We start from the raw sequence: 21947 nt of genomic DNA on the forward strand, positions 1-21947 counted from the left end.
TGCACTTAGATAGGAGAAATCTTAACTTGAAATGACGTAAACAGACGCAATATTATTAGCGCTGAGTAAATCAAGCTCTCACTTCAAATAACGTTCTTTTAGCAAGTTTTAGCCGCTAGAGTTCACTTTACAATTTCGATTTAACACATTAGCTGGCAGTTTATATGAACGCACTTAACATTAAAGGTTTGACCAAAACTTATAAAGGCGGCACAAAAGCCTTACAAGGCGTCGACCTAGAAGTAAAACAAGGGGATTTTTTCGCATTACTAGGCCCAAATGGTGCGGGTAAATCCACTACCATAGGTATCATTAGTTCTCTGGTCAATAAGACTGATGGCACAGTAGATGTATTTGAATACTCCTTATCTGAGCAGCCGGTACAAGCTAAATCTTGTATTGGCTTAGTCCCTCAAGAGTTTAACTTCAATCAATTTGAAACCCTTACGCAAATTCTTCTAAATCAAGCAGGTTACTATGGGGTGCCAAGACACCTAGCTAAGCCTAGAGCCGAAAAATATCTGAAGCAGTTAGACCTATGGGAAAAACGCAACTCACCTTCAAGACAGTTATCAGGAGGCATGAAACGACGCCTGATGATAGCTAGAGCATTAATGCACGAACCAAGAATGCTCATTCTAGACGAACCGACTGCTGGGGTAGACATAGAAATAAGACGCTCCATGTGGGCCTTCTTAAAAGAAATTAACGAACAAGGAGTGACGATTATTCTCACTACCCATTACCTTGAAGAAGCAGAAATGTTATGCCGAAATATTGCCATAATAGATAAAGGTAAAATCGTACAAAACACTAGCATGAAGGCTTTGCTTGCTACCCTAAATATTGAAACCTTTGTATTAGACTTATCTAAGAATGTTAGTTCTTTAAGTATTGAAGGCTTTCAAAGTCGTTTAACCGCAGAGCGCACTTTAGAGGTGGATGTACCTAAAGAAACCAGCTTGAACAATGTATTTGAACAATTAACCAATCAAGATATTGAAGTCTTGAGTATGCGTAACAAGTCTAATCGTTTAGAAGAGTTATTTGTAAGGTTAGTAGAATCAGGCCGAGCGGAGCAAAAAAGTATCGACCAAGTGGATGCCACTACCCAAGGAGCAAATTCATGAACTCATTAAGTATGGTGGCGTTAAGAACAATTTGGATCAAAGAGTGCACGCGATTTTTGAGGATTTGGGTCCAAACCCTGTTACCACCAGCCATTACTATGTCTTTGTATTTTGTGATTTTTGGTAACCTGATCGGCAGTCGCATTGGCGACATGGGCGGCTTTAGCTATATGGAATTTATAGTACCAGGGCTAATTATGATGTCGGTGATCACCAATGCTTACGCCAATGTGTCATCTTCTTTTTATAGTGCCAAATATCAGCGTAATGTTGAAGAGTTACTAGTAGCCCCTGTGTCTAACTGGATTATTATTGCCGGTTATGTGGGTGGTGGTGTTGCGAGAGGCATGTTAGTAGGGGTGATTGTAACTTTAGTCTCACTCATTTTTGTTGATGTGCACATTCATAGTTTAACGCTTATTCTAGTGACCTTATTTTTAACTGCGGTTTTGTTTTCTACAGCTGGACTCATTAATGGAATTTATGCCAATACCTTTGATGACGTCAGTATAGTCCCTACTTTTATTTTAACTCCGCTAACCTACCTAGGCGGTGTGTTTTATTCTTTGTCTTTATTACCTGAGTTTTGGCAATGGGTAAGTAAAATAAACCCTATTGTGTATATGGTTAACGGCTTTAGATATGGTTTTTTAGGGGTGTCTGATATGAGTCACTATATCTCTTTAGGGATATTAGTGATTTTTAATATTGTATTGCTTGGCTTTGCTTATAGCTTGATTAAACGTGGCGTAGGTATCCGTAGTTAATTACGGCTGAAATAGACTTAATATGAAAAACTCAGCTCGTTCCATCACAACCAACCAAGTTGGCATACATCAAAATCTAGAGAAGGTGGTACAACGCCATCTCAACTCCAGCAGTCAAAAGCCTTTATCAAACCATACTAAAGATGCTTTTATAGAAGTCTTGGAGTGGCTAGGTGATTGGCAAGGCCCACTTATTTTAGACTCTTGTTGTGGAGTTGGAGAAAGTACCGCAAATATTGCGCTAGCTCATCCAGAAACCAAAGTAATTGGTGTTGATAAATCCGCTCTGCGGACTCAAAAGCATCACGTATATTCTGCTAAGACAGACAACTACCTTGTAGTGCGAGCTGACTTACAAGACTTTTTAAGATTACTTGTTCTTGAAGAAAAGCAGCTATATAAACATTATCTTTTATATCCAAACCCCTACCCTAAGTCTGCCCACTTGCAACGCAGGTGGTATGCCTCATCTACCTTTACGGACATAATAAAGTTAGGGGGTATATTTGAGGTAAGAAGTAATTGGAAGTTATATATCGAAGAATTTGTTCAAGCTTTGCTGATTGCAAATATTCAAAGTAACGTCACTCAAGTTGAAAAAATCACCCCTATGACACCCTTTGAGCGTAAGTATTGGGAAAGCGGCCAAGACAGCTGGAAGCTAATCTCAACTCTTGCCGCCAACTAAAGCCAATAAATCTCTGCTATCAATCGGTATTCGCTTTAGGTTGGCTAAAGTAAAACCCTTGGGCATATTTTAGGCCTAAGTCTTTTACTTTTATTAGGGTTTCTTTTTGTTCTATATGCTCAGCTATGAGAATCACGCCATTCTTTTTCGAAGCTCTGATTAGTGACTCAATAAGCTCAACATTAGCAGTATCGCTCCCTTCGGACTCAAATAAACTCCCTGGTACCTTAATTGCGGCCACAGGCAGGCTTAGCACCTTTTCAACATTTTCTTTAGTCAAATCAAAGTGGTCGATAATGATTTTTACACCATAATCTGCGCACATTTCAGCAAAACACAAAAAGCTTTGCAGTTCTGCTAAGGCATTCTGCGCGGTAATCTCAATAGACACCCTGTTAGGGTTAGGATAATCAGCCAACTGGGAACGGAAAAACTGGTAGATCTCAGAATCTGTCATGTCTGAAAGGCTGACATTAATATTCCACGCCATATTAATGTCCCTAAAGTAGCTAGCACTGCGCTTGAAAATAGTCTCTGTTAGCTGAGCTACAGAGTGTTGTCTTTCAACCAAAAACAAGAACTGGCTAGGTAGGTAGGTGTTGTCATGCAAGTTAACTAAGCGTGCTAAACACTCGTAACTCCATACAGTATTATTTTCTAAATCCATGATTGGCTGAAAAAAGGGTACAACGCTTTCTAGGCTAAAACTATCTGTAACTTCCGTGACTTGCATATTTATGATTAATTATTTTAGTTAAACTCCATTCAATATAACAATTTGTTAACAAAGATAAAATAGCAAGATAAAAAGCTGGTTTAATCTTTATAATTCGTCACTCACTTAAACAATTGATTTTGATATAAACCCCGCTGAAAAAGCCATTATATTGATTAAAATTAGTACCACAAAACTAATCAGCCCCTAATAGTCTTGATACTACCTATTGGTCTATAAGCCGATTTAATGTAAAGTTCGCGACTTATCCGATTTCATATAAGGTAACAGCGTGAGTGGAGCTGAGGTTAGTCTAGATCATTTGTTCAAGGTATTTACTATGCCTGAAGGCAAAGATTCTAAGCTTGCACAAATTGAACAACATCTTTCAGACAACTTATCAGATTTTTTATCTCAACACGTTGTGACTAAAGTTAAATCTCTGGAACAAATCGAAAAGCACTTTTCAAAAAGTAGCGTTCCAGAAGAGCCAGAGTTTGTTTCAAAACATGCCGAAGACTTGCTAGACAAGCTTGTGGCTAATTCTGTTAATACCTATTCGCCTACCTTTATAGGCCATATGACGTCGGCATTACCTTATTTTCATTTACCTTTAGCTAAGTTGTTAGTGGGTTTAAATCAAAATTTGGTAAAGATTGAGACATCAAAAGCCTTTACCCCACTAGAACGCCAAGTTTTGGGGATGATGCATGAATTAGTCTATAAACAGTCAGATGACTTTTACAACACCTATCTGCACAGTGCCAACCATGCTTTAGGAGCGTTTTGCTCTGGTGGTACCCTAGCTAACATTACTGCGCTATGGGTTGCCAGAAACAAAGCATTACCCGCAACCACACAGTTCAAAGGAGTGGCGCAAGAAGGTCTAGCCGCTGGTATGATGCATTATGGCTATAAAAAAATGGGTATCATTTCTTCTAAGAGAGGCCATTATTCACTTTCTAAAGCTGTTGACATACTTGGATTGGGTAGACAGCAAATGCTTACTATCGACTCTCCATCACAACGCTTATCTCCCGAAAAAGCATTAGAAGTCGGGCGTCAATACCAACAAGCCGGTAATAAAGTATTAGCCATAGTGGGAATTGCAGGTACTACTGAAACGGGGCACATAGACCCACTTGATGAGTTGGCTGATGTAGCTAAAGAGCTAGGTTGTCACTTTCATGTAGATGCAGCTTGGGGCGGAGCAACATTATTTTCCAATGAGCACAGCCAGTTATTAAAAGGTATTGCTAGAGCTGACTCTGTAACCTTAGATGCCCACAAACAAATGTACGTGCCTATGGGCGCGGGTATGGTGTTATTTAAAGATCCTAACGATAGTAATACTGTACGTCACCATGCTCAGTATATTCTAAGAGCTGGCTCAAAAGACTTAGGGGCTACTACGATCGAAGGGTCCCGTAACGGCATGGCAATGATGGTTTACGCCTCATTACATATATTCGGCCGCCAAGGTTATGAACTGTTAATCAATCAAAGCATTGAAAAAACCAAAACCTTTGCGAGAATGATCCAGTCTCACCCTGACTTTGAACTAGTAACTCCCCCTACTTTGTCATTATTAACTTACCGAGTTAATCCTGAAGAAGTTCAGCTGAAAACCAAAGCCCAACCACAAATTGGTCATGCTATTAACATGGAGTTAGATAAATTAACTGTGTCTGTGCAGAAACAGCAAAGGGAAGCTGGAAAATCTTTTGTATCTCGTACTCGGTTACAAACAGAAAAATATCCAGATCAAGCCATTACTGTCTTTAGGGTGGTATTAGCGAACCCTTTAACCACAGAAACCGATTTACAAAATATTTTGGACGAACAAATTGCTATAGCAAGCAAAACCAAAATTTGGAAAAAGCTTTGTTTTAAACACAAAAAAGCGAGCTGATTAGCTCGCTTTTCGAGGTACAGTAACCGCTATAAACTAAACTGAATATTGTCGATCAATCTTGTTTTTCCTAAAAACGCCGCTGCCAATAACACTAAGCCTTTATCTTCATGACCAGGCTGTAGCAAAGTTTCATCATTACGAATCTCTAAATAATCAGGGCTAAAGCCTAGCTCAGCTAACTGAATTTTATACTCCTCTGTTAGCCTGTTGAAATCTCGTCGACCGTCTATGATTTCATTCACCATAGACTGCATTTTCACATATAAAGTAGGCGCTAACTTACGCTCTTCCTCTATTAAATACTGGTTTCTAGAACTCATAGCTAAACCATCGTCTTCACGAGCAGTCGGCACACCAAATACTTTTAAATTCATAGATAAATCAGTCACCATGGCCTTTATAACCTGTAGTTGCTGAAAATCTTTCTCACCAAAAAATGCTAAATTAGGCTGTACCATATTAAATAACTTACACACTATGGTGGCCACGCCTCTAAAGTGCCCTGGTCGACTTGCTCCACATATCATGTAAGAAATGCCAGGGACTTCAACAAAGGTTTGTTGCTCTAAGCCCCTAGCGTAAATATCGCTAGCTTGCGGTAAAAACAAAGCTTCAACGGCTAGCTCTTCCAATAAGCGTTTATCGTTTTCAATGGTTTTTGGATAAGCATCTAAGTCTTCGTCAGGCCCAAATTGCATTGGGTTAACAAAGATAGAAACCACTACAATATCGGCATGCTTTTTAGCTTCTCTAACTAAGTTCAAGTGACCTTGGTGTAGATTTCCCATGGTAGGAACAAAAGCGATGACTTTGCCACTATTTTGCCAAGTACGCCTTACTTCACGAAGATCTGAGATCTCACTAATAACTCGCATAAATCTAATTTACCTTACTAGCTTTAATTAAAGCTATGTTCATCAGAAGGAAAGCTTCCTTCCTGTACTTCTTGAATATAAAGTCTGACTGCTTCACGCATATCGGTACTGTGCTGTAAGTAATTTTTCGAAAACTTAGGCATATAGTTAGCACTGATCCCAAACATGTCATGCATTACTAAAATCTGACCGTCAGTTTGTGCTCCTGCCCCTATACCGATGACAGGGATAGATAAACGCTCGGATATTTTAGCGGCTAAGTCTGTTGGAATACATTCCAGTACCAACATCTGAATACCAGCTTGCTCTAACTGAATAGCTTGTTCAAGAATACGCTCAGCTTGTAAATCGTTACGACCTTGAACTTTAAAACCGCCAAACACATGCACTGATTGTGGTGTTAAACCTAAGTGGCCACACACAGGCACACTTCTTTCTTGTAATCCTTTGATGGTCTCTAATAACCATTCGCCACCTTCTAGCTTCACCATACTGGCACCAGCACGCATTAATGTAGCAGCATTTAAGTAACTTTCTTCAGGTGTGGAATAAGACATAAACGGCATATCAGCGACAACAAAGGCTCTGTCTACTCCAGCTCTTACTGAGCGTGTGTGATAAGCAATATGCTCTATGGTGACACTTAGTGTGTCTTCGTCACCTTTTAATACCATACCTAAGGAATCGCCAATCAGTAAAACGTCTACCCCTTGTTCATCAAACAGTTTGGCAAAGCTTGCATCGTATGCGGTTAGAGCGGTGATTTTTGTATTGTCTTGCTTCATTTTTAGCAAGCTTGAAGTCGTCACTTTCTTCATTTGAGATACCTCAATATTTATTTGATCAACTTAGTTGTAGACCAACGATATTAGCGGTCAACTAGGTATGCGCACTATACGGATTTTTTTCTGAAATTCTAGGGATCAGTATTGAGCAGAATTTGTTGTAACCCATTTTTGGGTGTACGACTAACTAACTCACTCAATATTTTACCATCAGGTAATACGAGATCTGGTGTTATTTCATATAATGGATACAACACAAACTCTCTTTGCTGCATGCCATAGTGGGGAACGGTTAGGGTTTTAGTTGAAATAACTTGTTGCCCATATAGAAGAATGTCTAGGTCTAAGGTTCTTGGTCCCCAGCGCTCACCTGTTCTTCGTCTACCCTGTTCATTTTCAATAGCTTGAGTATGTTCTAACAACACTTCAGGTAACAATTGAGTTTCTATTAAGGCGACACTATTAACGTAGTCAGGCTGATCTTGAGGGCCCATTGGCTGACTGCCATAGAAACTGGACACACACACCAAACTAGAATCAGGTAAAGTACCTAAAGCGGAAATGGCTGATTGCAGTTGTTGTAATGGCTCAGCTAAATTACTACCCAAGCCAATATAAACTTGGGTCATGCTTGAGGTTTTGGCTTACGTCTTTTTCTTGGGCGACGTGTTGGCCCGCCCTCTTTTTCACGTAATACTTGAAGCATATTTTTACGGCCGCCTTCGTCAGCCTCTTGAAAATCTGTCCACCAGTCTGCCAACTCAAGCAACTGTCCACCTTCAATTTGACCACGCATTAACAAAAAGTCATAAGCAGCTCTAAATTTAGGGTGTTCAAGCATTTGATAGGCTCTACGCCCGTAACGTTTTGGTAAACGATTTTGTAGTTGCCAAATATCGCGTACAGGTATGCTAAACCGCTTAGGGATCATAATTCGTTGAATTTGGCGGTGCATCACATCATTTAAAGCTAGGTTAAAGGCATCAAAATGATTTAAGCCCCCCTCAGCCATTAATTGTTGGCAACGCTCTTCTAATGGGTACCACATAAAGGCTGCAAATATAAACGCTGGAGTGACACGCTGACCTGTATTAATACGGTTATCAGTATTAGTAAGTACCAACTCAACAAAATTAGATTCTTTACCTTCTGGGTGTACTAACAAGGGTGCTAATTGCGGGAACAAAGGTTCAAATAAATGAAACTGACTCAATAATTTGTAAGTCTCTAACCCTTGACCTGACAGCATTAACTTGAGTACTTCCTCAAATAACCGGGCAGGTGGAATATTTGCCATCAGAGGCGCCATAGCTTTTATAGGCTCGGCACTTTCTTTACTAATTTTCATATTGAGCTTGGCAGCAAACCTAACCGCGCGCAACATTCTAACGGGATCTTCACGGTAACGAGTTTCTGGGTCACCTATTAAGGCAATTTTTCTATCTTTTATCGCTTGCATACCTCCAGCAAAGTCGCTGATTGAATAGTCTGCAATATTGTAATACATAGCATTGATAGTGAAATCTCGTCGCTGTGCGTCTTCTTCAATGGTGCCAAAAACGTTGTCCCTTAGTAATTGCCCATGGTCACTTTGTTTACTTAATTTAGACTCATCGTCATCGTTATTTTGATGATGCCCTCTGAAGGTAGCGACTTCTATAATTTCGCGGCCAAATACAATATGAGCTAATCGAAAGCGACGGCCTATTAATCTACAGTTTCTGAATAAGCCTTTAATCTGCTCCGGCGTGGCATCGGTGGTGACATCAAAATCTTTTGGCTCTTTGCCTAATAAAATATCTCTAACACAACCACCTACTAAATAAGCTTGGTAACCACTATTATGCAAGCGATAGAGTACTTTTAACGCGTTATCACTGATCGCATCCCTTGAGACTGGGTGTTCACTTCTAGGAATAATGGTGGCGACAAGGGGGGCTGGACTTGAACCAGGATTACCGCGAAATGCGCCTTTCATTTTGTCGATTACACGAGAAATAATAGTGCTTTACTCCATAATTACGGATGGCTGAAAATGTGCCGAAAAATTCGGCGCTTATCATATACTGTCTAGGCCACCAATTCTATTGTCAATACGTGCCGTTTTGGCTGTTATTTGCCTTAAATCCCAGAGCTCTATAGCCCAAGCAATAATATTTTGTGGTGTTTCAGTTCGGCAACTCTTGGGGACTGTCATTCCCAAAAACTCTAGGGCATCACACAAGTTGTGATTTGCTTGCTTTACATCAATAGCCTTGGCATGATTTTGCTTGCTCAATTTCTTACCACTTGGGGTAACAACCACAGGAAAGTGCATAAAAGAAGGAGCTGAAACTTGAAGTACCTTATACAAAGCTAACTGAAGTACGGTGGCGTCTAGTAGGTCTGCACCTCTTGCCACTTCTGTAATGCCTTGCTGAATATCATCTACGACAACGGCCAATTGATACGCATATAACCCATCTCTTCTTTTTAAAGAAAACTGAGCCGGTATAGCACTTTTATCGAACTTTTGCGTACCCAATAACCTATCTTGAAATTCTAATATAGGATCAAGGTGTTTAAATTTAATAGCAGAGTGTTGTGTTAATAAGGGGGATTCTGCACAGCCACACAAGTTACCATTTGGTAGCTCAGACAGCTCTGCGCGAGTACATTGACAAGCATAGGTATGACCTTGTTCCATCAAGCCGTGTAATGTTTGTTCGTATATAGCACTTCGAGTACTCTGGTAAGTTACGTCTTCATCCCAAAAAAGATGATGGGCTTCTAGACACCTTAATATGTTTTTAGATGCGCCTTTTATTTCACGTGGAGGGTCGATATCTTCTATTCTTAGCAACCAACGCCCTTGCTGTGATTTAGCTTGCAAATAACTCGCTAATGCGGTGACTAAAGAGCCAAAATGTAGCGGCCCGGATGGGGAAGGTGCAAAACGCCCAACGTATTGAGACATATCTGAGGGAGAGTCGATTAAAATATATTCATTAAATATTCTCATACTCGCTTTGAACGAGTATCAGCCTAATCCCAAGTAGTACCTATTCGAAAATATATACTACTTAGGATTATTATTACTGTTAACCTTGCAGTTGTTTCTCTTTTATCTCTGCCATGGTCTTACAATCGATGCACATATCTGCTGTAGGTCTTGCTTCAAGGCGTTTTACACCTATCTCAATTCCACAAGCATCACAAAAACCAAAGTCATCATCTTCAATTTTTTTCAATGTCTTTTCAATCTTCTTAATCAACTTACGCTCTCTATCACGAGTTCGTAATTCCAAGCTAAACTCTTCTTCTTGAGCTGCTCTGTCAACTGGGTCAGGAAAATTAGCTGCTTCATCTTGCATATGATGCACGGTACGGTCAACTTCTTGACGAAGCTGATCGCGCCATGCTGAAAGTAACAAACGAAAATGCTCTAATTGAGCGTCGTTCATGTACTCTTCGCCTTTTTTCTCTTCGTAAGGCGCTAAACCGGCTAAGGCTAATAATCCAAGTGTTTTATTTGTTTTTGCTGTTGGCATCTGCCAAATCTCCTAAACGACGGCACTAGCTGCATGTGCAGGCGGCTATGTATACCAGAAAGCCACTTAACAGGCAATTTTTTGCTCGTTAGTATTAAGTAAAAAAGAAAACAATTTTGAGCCAAAGATATTGGGACGATGCTTAATAAATCAACTTATTCTTAACTATTAAACTTTAGTGCTTGGTTTATATAGATTTTTTCAGAATTAATAGCACTTCCGTAACATATAACCTCGACGCCATTTTCAATGGCTACCATGAGTTCTTTGGCATAAGCAGGATCAATATGTTCTGCAACTTTTATGTTTCTTATACCTGTATGCTGCACACAAAATAACAAAACGGCTCGCTTACCCTGACTAATAACTTGCTGTAATTCTCGCAAATGTTTTAGCCCTCGTGTTGTTTTTGCATCTGGAAAGTAGCCTACATTATTATCTAATAGAGTGACGGACTTTACTTCAACATAACAATCTTGTTTATTTGGATCGGATAACAAAAAATCTATTCGGCTATTTTCAGTGCCGTATTTGACTTCAGCTTTAAGACTTTCGAAGCCCCGCAATTCGCTAATTACTCCATTTTCAATAGCTTCTTGCACCAGTCCGTTGGCCCTATGGGTATTAATGCCAATCCAATGATGTTGCTCAGTTAAAACCACCTCCCAAGTAAAAGCCAATTTACGCTTTGGATTGGTACTCGGTGATAACCATACCTCCCAACCTGGTTCTGCACAACCAGTCATAGAGCCAGTATTTGGACAGTGAGCAATTACTATCTCACCACCTTCTAATTCAACATCAGCTAAGAAACGTTTATATCGTTTTAGCAATTTCCCTTTAATAAGAGGTAACGGGAATTCCATAAATAACTACTTTTTAGATGCTCGACTATCAGAGCATGGTATTGTATATCTAATCTAGCTCATTCCCAAAGACTCTAAACTAGAGCTCACTTAAACCATTTGGAATTACTATGCCTAACTTATCTGTTTTACTCTCAACTCAAGCCGCTGCAGACTTCTATGCACCAGGTACTGCTCTTTCAATTACGGCTCAAAGCGCAACCATTCATATCACAGACGCTTTGGGTGACCTACGCACAATCCAAAGAGCGGCTCGATGCCTTGATAGTGCTGGAGTGTTAAAAGTCGAACTTACAGGTGATTGGGAAATTGAACAACAATGGGCTTTTGCCAAGAGTTTCAGTTCTATTAAAAAGCAAAATACTATTACTTGGTGTAAAAACACCGACGCTGAAGAACTCGAAAATCGTTACCAAGCTATGATTTTTACACGTAACTTAGTTAACGTTACGCCAGAAGACTTATCTCCCTCTGATTTGGCTGACAAATGTAGCCAATGGATTTCGTCTTTAGCTGATGATGCAGTGCAAGTTAAAAGGTGGACCGGTGAAGAGTTAAAGCAAGAAGGTTGGATGGGTATTTACCATGTTGGACGAGGCAGTACTCGACCACCAGTTTTACTTGAGCTTGATTACAATCCAACCGGTAGCCCTGATGCACCAGTTACCGCTAGCTTAGTGGGTAAAGGCATTACCTTCGATAGTGGTGGTTACAGCATCAAAAGTAGCGAAGGTATGCTAAGTATGAAATGCGATATGGGCGGTGCAGCTACCGTAACAGGTGGACTAGGCCTAGCGATTCTAAGAGGCTTAAATAAGCGCGTAAAATTGTTTTTATGTTGTGCCGAAAACCTCATAAGTGGGCATGCTTATAAGCTAGGCGACGTTATCACTTATAAAAATGGCACCACGGTAGAGGTTGTAAATACCGATGCTGAAGGGCGACTCGTGTTAGCAGACGGACTCATGGCGGCTACAAAGACTAATTCGCCGCTAATCATAGATGCAGCAACCCTAACAGGTGCCGCTCAAGTGGCGGTAGGCACAGATTACAATGCCTTCTTTGCCTTAGATAAAGCCTTATGTTCACAGGTATTAGCTTATTCAGAACAAGAATTTGAACCTTCATGGAGTTTGCCATTAGAAACATGGCACAAAGATGCTTGCCCATCTCCGTTTGCAGATACTGCCAATAGCCGCTCTCAAAAAGGCGGAGGCTCAGGTGGCGCGTCTAACGCAGCGGGGTTTTTGTCTAGATTTGTTGGAAACGAAGGTAAAGGGTGGCTACATATAGACCTTGCTGCTGCATATAACGCAAGCAGCAACGCCATATTGCCAGCAGGAGGAACAGCTCAAGGAATAAGAACCATCGCGCGGGCACTTCTAGAGCAATAAAAATTCTACCCTAGACACTAAATTAGTTAAGAAAGCATGCGGTTTATAAAATTATAAGCCGCCTAAACGTTCAGCTAATACTTTATATTTTTCAACTGCAACTTTCTCAAATAATGGATTACCGTCAGCGTCTTTATCTGCCGAAGGCAATAAACTCTCTCTTTCAAGCCTTTCAACTCTTACGTTTTGTACACCTAAAAACTCTGCCACTTGATCTACTGTCATCAAACTCATTGCTTGTTCCTCTTAAATTAGTCATTTATTTGATAATACATTCGCGCTGCAAGCTGTAAATATTACAAATGCAAATATTCATCAATCGTGTGTAAACTTATAAATAAAGATAAAATTAATTTACCCTATTAAATCATTAAGCCATTGAAATTAAAATTTTTTTTAGTATATAAAAATCGAATTTAGTTATATAAATGGATAACTAATATAAACTTAAGTATTAATAATCCTTAGCAGTAATTGTTTAACAGGCATTGCTCAATACTAGTTTATTAACGACAATAGTCGATTATTAGAAACTTTGAAATGAGGTCCTCTATGGATACTTGGTCGGCAGCCGTTACCCTATTTTTGATTATGGACCCTCTTGGTAACCTGCCAGTATTCATGTCTGTACTTAAAAGTATAGAGCCAAAAAGAAGAAAGTTTATTCTCGCAAGAGAACTTTTATTTTCACTTATTATCATGATGACCTTTTTATTTAGCGGTCAAGCTGTACTGGACTTTTTAAACGTTAGACAAGAAAGCGTAAGTATTGCAGGTGGTATTATTTTATTTCTAATAGGTTTAAAAATGATATTTCCACAACCTGGAGGTTTAACAGGTTTGGCTTCAGGAGAGGAGCCTTTTATTGTACCCTTAGCCATCCCTATGATTGCGGGCCCTTCAGTTTTAGCAGCGTTAATTCTATTGGCCAACCAAGACAGTACTAGAATGCTAGATTGGTCTTTAGCATTGGGAGCGGCATGGTTAGTGTCAGCTGTTATATTAATGTTATCTGGAACATTTCATCGCTTGTTAGGTGAAAGAGGCTTAACGGCAATAGAAAGATTGATGGGCATGATACTCATCATGATATCCATACAAATGTTATTAGACGGCATTGGACATTATTATTCATTAGGATAAACAAAGAGTGACGAGTATACCCATACTCCTCTCAATATAGATTAAGAGATTAGATTGAATACAAAATTAAATATATTCCAACAAGTGAGAGAGTTAGAGGGTTGGTACGCCATTGCATTTTCAGCCACCCTTTTAGAAAGAATGCTACCTAACTATATTTTGTTCTGTGAAACTACAGAATTTGCAGATCCTACTCAATACAGAAATAGTTTAAATACAGTGTGGGAATGGTTAGCCACGCCTAAAGCAAAAATAAACTTTGCTGCTCAACTGGAAAAAATAGAGGAAGCGGTTCCAGATGCCAGCGACTTTAATAATTATGGGGTTTACCCAGCAATAGATGTGGCCATGTCAATGTCGGCTACCATAATGTTGATACAGGGCGAGGATCCTCAAGGGGCAGTGGTAGTAAGTAAGCTATCTCAAGGCGGAGTAGAAGCCTTTATTGAAGCTAGCAGTGATGAAACAGTCACCGCTAGTGATATTAAACAGCATCCACTTATGTTGTGGGAAATTGAAACTCAAAAAGAATTATTGGCAATGTTAAGTAATTGCCCAAAAAATGCAGCAAGCTGTAAAAAGTTAAGAGCATTAGCCACCAGCGAAGGCATGAGCAATATAGGCCTAGAAATATAGGCCTAGAGTTTATTTTTAATTAAGAAATCACTCGCTGATATAATCTCGATAAAATCTGCGGGCTTTGTTTTTCTTTTAACAGTTGCCAATCGAGAGGAATAGTATATCGCCCTGCACCAGGCTCGCATTCAATGTAGATTAAGCCTTCTATGCTCAATAAGTCTTGTTTAGCAATAAGGTCGATTACATTGGGAAGTAACTTTTGATTAAAAGGAGGATCAAGAAAAACCACATCATACCCATGAACTAATTGCCCTAACACAGTTAACGCATTACCCTGCCTAATATCAACTTGCTCAGATGATAAAGAAAGTAAAGCTGCATTATCTGTTAATTTTCTAGCAGCAGCTTGATCTAATTCTATAAACGTACAATGCTGCGCATATCTTGAAAGCGCCTCAAACCCTAAGCTTCCACTACCAGAAAACACATCCAAACACTTAGCACCTGTTACGTCTTGCATCAGCCAATTGAACAACATTTCTTTGTTTCTATCTGTTGTAGGTCGAAGGCCTTCAACATCAATAACGGGAAGTTTTCGGCCTCTGAATTGACCACTGATAATTCGCACTGAGCCTGAGGTTTTCAGCTGTTTTTTGCCCTTGTGCTTGTTTGGTTGTTTTACGCCTCGCTTCATGAAAGGTAGAAATGCTATTATTAGGAATAAGATGTAAATAGTGTACTCAATTAGTCCAAGGATTTCTCACCGGTATGTCAAAGTTTTTTAAATGGCTTAAAAAAGATAAGCAGCAAAGCGAGCCAGAAGCTAACAACGAAGAAGCACTTCAAATAGATAGTTCTCCTGAAATACTTGAAGAAGAATTAGAGAAGATAAATTCTGATAATGAAAAAGAAGTGTTACCCGAAGTACAGCCTGCGGCTGAGGGCAGCAGTGTCGCTGAAGTAGACGCTAAAAAAAGCCAACAAGAATCTCTAGGGCTAGTTAACGAGTTAGACGAGCCTATTGTCACAGATGATAGAGAGCCCCTTCATATAGAAGGTGAACTTGCGCCAGCCCTTGAGCCAGAGCCAATCATTATCGAAGAGTCAGCACCTTTAAGCGAGCCTGAACCAGAAGAAACTAATGAAAAACAAAGCTTTTTTAGCCGCTTAAGAAAAGGACTTTCTCGCACTAAAGAAAGCATCGGCAGCGGTATTGTTAGCTTATTCAAAGGCAAAGCGATTGATGATGAGTTATTTGAAGAATTGGAAACCCAATTATTAATGGCTGATGTGGGTATGAACACCACAGTGAAGATCATCAAACAACTAACAGAAAGCTCAAATCGCAATCAATTAAAAGATGGCGATGCACTTTATAAAGTCATGAAGACTCAAATGGCAGAAATTTTAGATGGTGTCGATGCCCCCCTTACTTTAAGCGCTCCTTCTGGTCCTTTTGTTATCTTAATGGTTGGCGTCAATGGTGTTGGTAAAACGACTACTATTGGTAAAATGGCCAAACAATTTCAACAGCAAGGCAAAAAAGTCATGCTTGCTGCCGGTGATACCTTTAGAGCTGCAGCGGTTGAACAATTACAAGTATGGGGTGAGCGTAATGATATTCCTGTGGTTGCACAGCAAACCGGTTCTGACAGTGCCTCGGTAATATTTGATGCATTCCAATCTGCAAAAGCCAAAAATATTGATGTGTTAATTGCTGATACAGCGGGTCGTCTTCAAAACAAAGACCACCTAATGGAAGAGTTGAAAAAAGTCGTCAGGGTAATGAAAAAGATATCACCAGAAGCTCCCCACGAAATAATGCTGACATTAGATGCGAGTACAGGGCAAAATGCTATTAGCCAAACCAAACTGTTTCATGAAGCAGTAGGTTTAAACGGCATAACCTTAACCAAGCTAGACGGCACTGCTAAGGGTGGCGTTATTTTTGCCATTGCAGACCAATTTGATATCCCTATTCGCTATATAGGAGTTGGTGAAGGTATCGATGATTTACGACCCTTTAACAGCAAAGATTTTGTTAATGCGTTATTTGCAGAATCTGAAGATCAACCTAAATAGACCATTAAACTCATAATATGATTAAGTTTGAACAAGTTAGTAAAACATATCCAGGCGGGCAACAAGCCCTCAGAAAGGTTAATTTTCATATTGAGCCGGGTGAGATGGCATTTCTTACCGGTCACTCTGGCGCTGGTAAAAGTACTTTATTAAAACTAATTTCTATTATGGAGCGGCCAACCGTTGGCAAGGTTTTCATTAATGGTCATGACTTAGGTAGTATTCAACGTAAACAAATTGCCTATATTCGCCGTGACATTGGCATGATTTTTCAAAGCCATCAATTACTCATGGATAAAAGTGTTTTTGATAATGTTGCACTGCCTCTAGTAATTGAAGGTTATTCGCATAAAGAAATAGCCAAACGAGTTCATGCGGCACTTGAAATGGTAGGTCTTAGAGACAAAGTCAAAAGTTTACCTATGATGTTATCTGGAGGAGAGCAACAAAGGGTGGGTATAGCTAGAGCGGTTGTGAACAAGCCTCCATTACTTTTAGCCGATGAACCAACGGGCAACTTAGACCCTAAGTTATCAATGGAAATTATTCGTTTATTCGAGGACTTTAATCAAGCTGGGGTATCAGTTTTTATCGCCACACATGACCTTGGACTTATTGCTCGTATGAAGTATCGCACCCTCACCCTAAAACAAGGGCAAATGATTACTGATGGGCTAACTGAAGATTTCCAAAGTGATGAACTATATGATTAACAATATACCACAACAGTCACAATGCTCTTTATTTAATAAGAATACATCACTATGAGTATTTTATTCAAAGGTCGCATGCAAGGGGCACAAGTATCAAACATTTCACTTTATCAAAGAGTCGTTATGTTTTTTGTGAGTCACCTTAGACAAGCTTTAAGTAGTTTAGGAGCCATGTGGCGCTCTAGAGCCGCATCACTAATGACAATAGGTGTATTAGGCTTGAGTATCACTCTCCCAACTACTTTGTACGTTATGGTTAAAAATGTTGAGAAGATTAGTTCTGGTTGGGAACAAGCTTCACAAATATCTCTATTTCTGAAACCAAATATTAGACAAGGTGATATAGACCAGTTGTTAAAGCGCATTCAACTGTGGCCTGAAATTGATGCTATTAACTATATTTCTTCTGAACAAGCGTTGAATGAATTTAAAGATATGTCAGGTTTTGGAGATGCCATTGCTTATTTAGACGACAACCCTTTGCCTAACGTGGTGTTAGTGACTCCCACTAGCAGGCATGCAAGCCCAGTTTCCGCTAGGCTATTACTTGATAGACTGCGAGATGAGCGAGAGGTCGACATTGGAAAGTTAGACATTGAATGGTTAGAAAGGCTGCATGGAATACTAAATGTAGTCAAAAACCTAGTATCCGTGGTTGCTATTTTACTGTTTTTAGCTGTAGTTCTTATTATTGGCAATACTATAAGACTAAATATTCTCAACAAAAAAGACGAAATCTTAGTAATGAAACTCGTGGGTGCAACCGATGCTTTTATTCAAAGACCTTTCATGTATACGGGTTTCTGGTACGGCTTTTTAGGGGGAGTACTAGCTTGGTTTGCGGTAATATTATTACTTTTGTGGATGAGTAATAGCGTGTCTGCAGTTAGTGCCCTGTACCAAAAAAACTTCGAGATCACTGGGGTAGATTTCAGTACATTTTTATGGGTTATAGGCATTTCGGTATTTTTAGGCTTGAGTGGTTCGTTATTATCAGTAAAACGCCATGTTAGAGAAATTGAACCTAAATAAACCCACCATATAAACCATGTTTTAAAGATTAATCACACTCTTTGGTCAACATATCCTCTACTTGCTTTAGCTTGCCATCATTGTTTGCTGGTACTAAATCGAGTATACAACTTAATATATTGTAAACGTCTACGTTATCAAAGGGCTTAACCCTAACTCCAGCTTTAAAAGCCTTTCCAGAAGCAATAAAGGTAGCCTGCATCAAAGGATGTTTATTATCATAACCATGGGTAGCAATAGAACGCCCAGAACCCTTTAAGGGGGTGGGAGGTAATCTATTTTTACTCCCATACAAAGTCCATCCCACGTCTGCTAACAACATTAAATCAGGCCCTCGATCAAGGTGATCGAAGTGATAGTCTTTCGGAAAGTTACCGCGGCGTAGCACTTTCATATTGGGGTGCTTATTTGTTAGCTTAACGAATGTTTTCTCTACCTCTACTTTGTCGCCATACAGATTCAAATAGGGTGCATACACTGTATCTTTGGTGCTGGACCAATCTGGAATAATAAAATGTGATAAATCAGCCCACTTATCTAGGTTGATTACTCTGTCGTCTGACAAATTAGCCATTCCATGGTCGGCTACTATCACTAAGTTCGTATCTTCGTACAGACCTAGCGCTATTAAACCTGTAATTAAGTCTCCAATGTGATCATCAACCTTTTTAATTGCAGCTAACTCTTCCGGAGAACCAACTCCAAAAGTATGAGCCGCGCTATCTACAGCAGAAAAATATAAAGTGACAAGTCGCGGTCTTTTTTCAATAGGTAAAGCTAACCACTGTAATACCTCATCAACACGCTCACCATAATCTTTACTTTGATTAAAGGGTTTCCAGTAGCTTGGCTTAATATTATCGACTGCAACTTCTGAGCCAACCCAAAAATAAGTTGCAGAGGTAACCCCTTGTTTTTCTGCAGTAATCCAAATAGGCTCACCACCCCACCAAGCAGGATCATCAGTATGATTAGTGCGATTAAAGGTTTCACCTAACCTTCTGTCATAAAAGTAATTTGAAACCATTCCATGATTCTTTGGGTGTAAACCAGTAGCTAAAGAATAAAAATTCACAAACGTTTTGGAGGGCATAGCGGGATACATATTGGCTCTAATGCCTTTGTCTGCCAACAACTGAAGGTTTGGAGCTGAAGCTCTCTCTAATGAATCGGCTCTTAAGCCATCTATTCCAATCATTAATACCAGAGGCTGTGACTGATCAGCCACAGCAATATTACTAACGAGTATTAATACACTAAGTAAAGCCTTAAGCATGGCACTCTCAGCATTCTATTGAGGTAGAATCTAACAAAATTAGTATTAAATCCTTAAGGGTTAAGGTTTATTGTCGTTCTCTTGAGGACTCTCTGCTTCATTACCTGATTGGCTTGAAGTTTCTACTTCAACGCCATCAACTCGCTGTAGACCTCTAGGTAATTTATTACCTCTGCGGCCTCTTTCACCTTGATAATGTGTTAAGTCTGCAGCTGAGAGTGTCATACCTCGTTTACCAGCTAATACTTTGACATTGGCCCCTTCTGGCACTACTACTAGCTCTTTTACGTACTCTTCTCTTGATTGTGTTTTGGCCGAGGGAATACTAATGAGCTTATTGCCTTTGCCCTTACCTAAACTAGGTAAATCACGAAGTGGAAACATTAACATGCGCCCTTCGTTAGAAATAACCAAACACCAATCACTTTTTAGATCATGCACCAATTGCGGTTTAAATACTTTGGCACTGGTAGAAAGTGAAAGGTAGGCTTTCCCCGCTTTATTCTTGCTGATCATATCGCTGAACTTACCCACAAAGCCATAACCAGCATCTGACGCCATTAGGTATCGTTGCTCATCCAAGCCCATCACAACATGTTCGACATTTTCACCACCTACAATATTAAAGCGACCCGTTAATGGTTCACCTTGACTTCTGGCAGACGGTAACCCGTGAGCATCACAAGAAAATGCTCGGCCAGACGAGTCTAAAAATACAACTTGTTGGTTACTCCTTCCTTTGGCGCTAGCTTGATATGCATCTCCAGCTTTATAACTCAGTCCTTCTACATCAACTTCATGACCTTTAGCACAGCGGGCCCAACCTTTCTCGGATAACACTACTGTCACTGCTTCTGAGGGAATTAGCTCTTTCTCTGTTAAGGCTTTAGATTCGCCACGGGCGACAATTGGCGACCGCCGGTCGTCACCGTATAGCTCAGCTGCAGCGAGGATCTCTTTTTTCATTAAAGTTTTGAGACGACGATCTGACCCTAATAGTGTTTGTAATTCATCACGCTCTTTTGCCAACTCATCCTGCTCACCTTTGATTTTCATTTCTTCTAATTTAGCGAGGTGACGTAGTTTTAAATCGAGAATTGCTTCAGCTTGAATATCCGTTAAGGAGAACTGCGCTATCAATTCTTGCTTAGGTTTATCTTCATAGCGAATAATGCGTATCACTTCATCTAGGTTTAAAAATGCAATCATTAAACCTTCAAGAATATGAAGTCTTGCTAGAACCTTATCTAAACGGAACTGCAGTCTGCGGGTAACGGTTTCTTTTCTGAAACTTAGCCATTCTGTTAAAATAGTGCGTAAGTCTTTTACTTGAGGGCGACCATCTAAGCCAATCATATTGATATTGACGCGATAACTCTTTTCTAGATCTGTGGTCGCAAACAAGTGCTGCATTAACTGCTCTGTATCGACTCTGTTTGACCTTGGAGTAATGAGTAGCCTTGTGGGGTTCTCATGATCTGACTCATCTCTTAAGTCACTGACCATGGGTAACTTCTTAGCTTGCATTTGTGACGCTATTTGCTCTAGCACTTTTCCGCCAGATGCCTGATGAGGCAATGCCGTAATCACGATATCACCGTTATCTTCAGTATAAACTGCACGCATTTTTATCGAGCCACGACCCGTTTCATAAATTTTGGCTATATCTTTTTTAGGAGTAATGATTTCCCCATCTGTTGGGTAATCAGGACCTTCTACGAACTCTAATAATTCAGCCAACTCTGCTTTACTGTTATCTAACAGGTGCGCACAAGCATTAGCAACTTCTCTAACGTTATGGGGGGGAATATCGGTGGCCATACCTACTGCAATACCTGTTATGCCATTCAATAAAATATGGGGCAGCCTAGCCGGTAAGACTTTAGGCTCATCTAGGGTGCCATCAAAATTGGGCTGCCAATCCACTGTACCTTGCCCTAACTCAGAAAGTAACACCTCACTAAACTTAGAGAGTCTAGATTCGGTATAACGCATAGCAGCAAAAGACTTAGGATCATCTGGTGCCCCCCAGTTACCTTGACCATCGACCAGTGGGTAACGATATGAAAAAGGCTGCGCCATTAGCACCATTGCCTCATAGCAGGCAGAGTCACCATGGGGATGAAATTTGCCTAACACATCCCCAACAGTGCGAGCGGACTTTTTATACTTAGCAGCATTATTAAGGCCTAACTCTGACATGGCATATACAATACGCCTTTGCACTGGCTTCAGACCATCACCAATATGCGGCAGGGCTCTGTCCATAATGACGTACATTGAATAATTAAGGTAAGATTCTTCAGTAAAGCGATGCATCGATAGCTGTTCGATACCGTCTTTGTTAATGATTGTGTCTTGACTCATGGGGGGCTATTTTCACCGTTATTATTGTCGTTTTAATTGTTGTCAATGTGAGCTGACTAGCGCACAACTAGATTACATGATAAATGCCTT

General features: G+C 40.0%; 22 protein-coding genes. 10 read left to right on the top strand and 12 right to left on the bottom strand.

The window, feature by feature from the left end; genetic code table 11:
* The first annotated feature begins 164 nt into the window (after nucleotides 1-164).
* From EOK74_RS00300 to trmB, 3 genes are read left to right on the top strand one after another with little or no spacing between them, the layout of a single operon-like run.
* On the top strand, nucleotides 165-1130 hold the full coding sequence (locus EOK74_RS00300) for an ABC transporter ATP-binding protein (protein WP_133467832.1): 966 nt from the start codon (nucleotides 165-167) through the stop codon (nucleotides 1128-1130).
* Nucleotides 1127-1897 (top strand): ABC transporter permease, encoded by a 771-nt coding sequence (locus EOK74_RS00305; protein ID WP_133467833.1) that lies wholly within the window; start codon nucleotides 1127-1129, stop codon nucleotides 1895-1897. The genes EOK74_RS00300 and EOK74_RS00305 overlap by 4 nt, the downstream gene beginning before the upstream one ends.
* A 22-nt stretch (nucleotides 1898-1919) precedes the next feature.
* Nucleotides 1920-2585 (top strand): tRNA (guanine(46)-N(7))-methyltransferase TrmB, encoded by a 666-nt coding sequence (trmB, locus tag EOK74_RS00310; protein ID WP_133467834.1) that lies wholly within the window; start codon nucleotides 1920-1922, stop codon nucleotides 2583-2585.
* A gap of 19 nt (nucleotides 2586-2604) precedes the next feature.
* Here the strand turns inward: trmB and EOK74_RS00315 are convergent, their stop codons facing one another.
* Complete coding sequence (locus tag EOK74_RS00315; RefSeq protein WP_133467835.1) at nucleotides 2605-3318, bottom strand: EAL domain-containing protein; 714 nt, start codon at nucleotides 3316-3318, stop codon at nucleotides 2605-2607.
* A 274-nt stretch (nucleotides 3319-3592) separates the two neighbouring features.
* Here EOK74_RS00315 and panP point away from each other — a divergent pair, with 274 nt between their 5' ends.
* Nucleotides 3593-5212 (top strand): pyridoxal-dependent aspartate 1-decarboxylase PanP, encoded by a 1620-nt coding sequence (gene panP / locus EOK74_RS00320; protein WP_133467836.1) that lies wholly within the window; start codon nucleotides 3593-3595, stop codon nucleotides 5210-5212.
* A 29-nt stretch (nucleotides 5213-5241) separates the two neighbouring features.
* On the opposite strand, the gene panC is transcribed toward panP, so the two are convergent.
* From panC to sfsA, 7 genes are all read right to left on the bottom strand, one after another.
* Nucleotides 5242-6090 carry a pantoate--beta-alanine ligase gene (panC, locus tag EOK74_RS00325; protein ID WP_133467837.1) on the bottom strand — a complete coding sequence of 283 codons (849 nt, stop codon included), beginning with the start codon at nucleotides 6088-6090 and terminating at the stop codon, nucleotides 5242-5244.
* 23 nt (nucleotides 6091-6113) lie between these two features.
* Complete coding sequence (gene panB / locus EOK74_RS00330) at nucleotides 6114-6908, bottom strand: 3-methyl-2-oxobutanoate hydroxymethyltransferase (RefSeq protein WP_133467838.1); 795 nt, start codon at nucleotides 6906-6908, stop codon at nucleotides 6114-6116.
* Between the two features lie 98 nt (nucleotides 6909-7006).
* Nucleotides 7007-7504, bottom strand: coding sequence for a 2-amino-4-hydroxy-6-hydroxymethyldihydropteridine diphosphokinase (folK, locus tag EOK74_RS00335; protein WP_133467839.1), 498 nt, complete (start codon nucleotides 7502-7504; stop codon nucleotides 7007-7009).
* Complete coding sequence (gene pcnB / locus EOK74_RS00340; protein WP_133467840.1) at nucleotides 7501-8853, bottom strand: polynucleotide adenylyltransferase PcnB; 1353 nt, start codon at nucleotides 8851-8853, stop codon at nucleotides 7501-7503. Before pcnB ends, folK begins: the two co-directional genes overlap by 4 nt.
* Nucleotides 8854-8934: 81 nt before the next feature.
* Nucleotides 8935-9876, bottom strand: coding sequence for a tRNA glutamyl-Q(34) synthetase GluQRS (gluQRS, locus tag EOK74_RS00345; protein WP_205964438.1), 942 nt, complete (start codon nucleotides 9874-9876; stop codon nucleotides 8935-8937).
* 79 nt (nucleotides 9877-9955) lie between these two features.
* The gene (gene dksA / locus EOK74_RS00350) at nucleotides 9956-10405 is read right to left on the bottom strand and encodes an RNA polymerase-binding protein DksA (protein ID WP_133467842.1); all 450 of its coding nucleotides are present in this window, start codon (nucleotides 10403-10405) and stop codon (nucleotides 9956-9958) included.
* A gap of 161 nt (nucleotides 10406-10566) precedes the next feature.
* Nucleotides 10567-11271 carry a DNA/RNA nuclease SfsA gene (sfsA, locus tag EOK74_RS00355; protein ID WP_133467844.1) on the bottom strand — a complete coding sequence of 235 codons (705 nt, stop codon included), beginning with the start codon at nucleotides 11269-11271 and terminating at the stop codon, nucleotides 10567-10569.
* A 110-nt stretch (nucleotides 11272-11381) separates the two neighbouring features.
* Here sfsA and pepB point away from each other — a divergent pair, with 110 nt between their 5' ends.
* A complete protein-coding gene (gene pepB, locus EOK74_RS00360; protein WP_133467846.1) occupies nucleotides 11382-12665 on the top strand; it encodes an aminopeptidase PepB in 1284 nt (427 codons plus the stop codon).
* Between the two features lie 51 nt (nucleotides 12666-12716).
* Here the strand turns inward: pepB and EOK74_RS00365 are convergent, their stop codons facing one another.
* Complete coding sequence (locus EOK74_RS00365; RefSeq protein WP_133467848.1) at nucleotides 12717-12899, bottom strand: helix-turn-helix domain-containing protein; 183 nt, start codon at nucleotides 12897-12899, stop codon at nucleotides 12717-12719.
* 318 nt (nucleotides 12900-13217) lie between these two features.
* Here EOK74_RS00365 and EOK74_RS00370 point away from each other — a divergent pair, with 318 nt between their 5' ends.
* Both EOK74_RS00370 and EOK74_RS00375 read left to right on the top strand, forming a co-directional pair.
* Complete coding sequence (locus EOK74_RS00370) at nucleotides 13218-13808, top strand: YhgN family NAAT transporter (RefSeq protein WP_133467850.1); 591 nt, start codon at nucleotides 13218-13220, stop codon at nucleotides 13806-13808.
* A 54-nt stretch (nucleotides 13809-13862) separates the two neighbouring features.
* Nucleotides 13863-14444 (top strand): YjaG family protein, encoded by a 582-nt coding sequence (locus EOK74_RS00375; RefSeq protein WP_133467852.1) that lies wholly within the window; start codon nucleotides 13863-13865, stop codon nucleotides 14442-14444.
* A 19-nt stretch (nucleotides 14445-14463) separates the two neighbouring features.
* Here the strand turns inward: EOK74_RS00375 and rsmD are convergent, their stop codons facing one another.
* Nucleotides 14464-15081, bottom strand: coding sequence for a 16S rRNA (guanine(966)-N(2))-methyltransferase RsmD (gene rsmD, locus EOK74_RS00380; protein ID WP_133467854.1), 618 nt, complete (start codon nucleotides 15079-15081; stop codon nucleotides 14464-14466).
* Between the two features lie 74 nt (nucleotides 15082-15155).
* Here rsmD and ftsY point away from each other — a divergent pair, with 74 nt between their 5' ends.
* Genes ftsY through ftsX form a run of 3 tightly spaced genes read left to right on the top strand, consistent with a single transcriptional unit; the run spans nucleotide 15156 to nucleotide 18214 of the window.
* Nucleotides 15156-16469, top strand: coding sequence for a signal recognition particle-docking protein FtsY (gene ftsY / locus EOK74_RS00385; protein WP_133467856.1), 1314 nt, complete (start codon nucleotides 15156-15158; stop codon nucleotides 16467-16469).
* Nucleotides 16470-16486: 17 nt separating this feature from the next.
* The gene (ftsE, locus tag EOK74_RS00390) at nucleotides 16487-17182 is read left to right on the top strand and encodes a cell division ATP-binding protein FtsE (RefSeq protein WP_133467858.1); all 696 of its coding nucleotides are present in this window, start codon (nucleotides 16487-16489) and stop codon (nucleotides 17180-17182) included.
* A gap of 51 nt (nucleotides 17183-17233) precedes the next feature.
* Nucleotides 17234-18214: a permease-like cell division protein FtsX gene (gene ftsX, locus EOK74_RS00395; RefSeq protein ID WP_133467860.1), complete on the top strand. Its 981-nt coding sequence runs from the start codon at nucleotides 17234-17236 to the stop codon at nucleotides 18212-18214.
* 28 nt (nucleotides 18215-18242) lie between these two features.
* On the opposite strand, the gene EOK74_RS00400 is transcribed toward ftsX, so the two are convergent.
* Together EOK74_RS00400 and parC are read right to left on the bottom strand one after the other, a co-directional pair.
* Entirely contained in the window at nucleotides 18243-19490 is a 1248-nt protein-coding gene (locus EOK74_RS00400) for an alkaline phosphatase family protein (protein ID WP_133467862.1), read from the bottom strand.
* Between the two features lie 60 nt (nucleotides 19491-19550).
* On the bottom strand, nucleotides 19551-21857 hold the full coding sequence (parC, locus tag EOK74_RS00405; protein ID WP_133467863.1) for a DNA topoisomerase IV subunit A: 2307 nt from the start codon (nucleotides 21855-21857) through the stop codon (nucleotides 19551-19553).
* Nucleotides 21858-21947 lie beyond the last annotated feature (90 nt).

The sequence above is a fragment of the Paraglaciecola marina genome, from assembly GCF_004360155.1.
Classification (GTDB): Bacteria; Pseudomonadota; Gammaproteobacteria; order Enterobacterales; family Alteromonadaceae; genus Paraglaciecola; species Paraglaciecola marina.